We start from the raw sequence: 1,198 nt of genomic DNA on the forward strand, positions 1-1,198 counted from the left end.
CGCCCGACACCGTCGCCGCCGAACCTACCCGCCAGTCCCTTCAGCGCACCAGCCCGGCCCGGAAGGCGAACCCCGCCAACTGCGCACCGGGCCGCACCCCGGCGCCGCCGGGCCCCAACATGTGCCCCACACCCCACACCGATCCGGCCGGGGCACCCCCGCCCATCAGCAACAATGGCCAACACACGACCCCGACCGCGAAGGCGCGAGCACCACCATGCCCATCCCCAAGGCCGAACTCCACGTCCACATCGAAGGCACCCTGGAACCCGAACTGGCCTTCGCCCTGGCCCGACGCAACGGCCTGACCCCGCCCCGCCCCGACGTCGACTCCCTGCGCCGCGCCTACTCCTTCACCGACCTGCAGTCCTTCCTGGACCTGTACTACGCCCTCATGGACGTCCTGCGCACCGAGGCCGACTTCACCGACCTGGCCACCGCCTACCTCGACCGCGCCGCCGCCCAGGGCGTACGCCACGCCGAGATCTTCTTCGACCCCCAAGCCCACACCGGCCGCGGCATCGGCCTGGACACGGTCGTCAACGGCCTCATGAACGCCCTGAACACCAGCGAACACACCCACAACATCAGCAGCACACTCATCCTGTGCTTCCTGCGCGACCGCCCCGCCGCCCAAGCCCTGGACACCCTCCACCAGGCCCGACCCCACCTGGAACACATCGGCGCCGTCGGCCTGGACTCGGCGGAGGTCGGCCACCCGCCCGAGAAGTTCACCGAGGTCTTCGCCGCCGCCCGCGACCTGGGCCTGCGCCGCGTCGCCCACGCCGGGGAGGAGGGCCCCGCCTCCTACATCTGGCAGGCCCTCGACCTCCTGGGCGCCGAACGCATCGACCACGGCATCCGCTGCCTGGAGGACCCCGCCCTGGTCGCCCACCTGGCCGCCACCCAGACCCCGCTGACCGTGTGCCCGCTGTCCAACGTGCGCCTGCGAGCCGTACCCGACCTGGCCCAGCACCCCCTGCCCGCCCTGATGGAGGCCGGACTGCTGGTGACCGTCAACTCCGACGACCCCTCCTACTTCGGCGGTTACGTCCACGACAACTACCAGGCCCTGCACACCCACCTGGGCTTGGGCGCCGAGCAGCTGCGCCGACTGGCCCGCAACTCCTTCACCGCCTCCTTCCTGCCCCCCGAGCGCAAGGCCCAGCTCATCGCCGAGGTCGACGCCGTCAGCAAC

Annotated in this window: 2 protein-coding genes; one reads left to right on the top strand and one right to left on the bottom strand. The window is 71.6% G+C overall.

The window, feature by feature from the left end:
• Window positions 1–40: 40 nt before the first annotated feature.
• Entirely contained in the window at window positions 41–166 is a 126-nt protein-coding gene (locus ABD54_RS29450) for a hypothetical protein (RefSeq protein ID WP_268778214.1), read from the bottom strand.
• A gap of 51 nt (window positions 167–217) precedes the next feature.
• Between ABD54_RS29450 and ABD54_RS26600 the strand changes: the two genes are divergently transcribed.
• A partial coding sequence (locus tag ABD54_RS26600; protein ID WP_047872302.1) for an adenosine deaminase occupies window positions 218–1,198 on the top strand: 981 nt, incomplete at its 3' end.

Origin of the sequence: Nocardiopsis sp. RV163, from assembly GCF_001029525.1 — a bacterium.
Classification (GTDB): Bacteria; Actinomycetota; Actinomycetes; order Streptosporangiales; family Streptosporangiaceae; genus Nocardiopsis; species Nocardiopsis dassonvillei.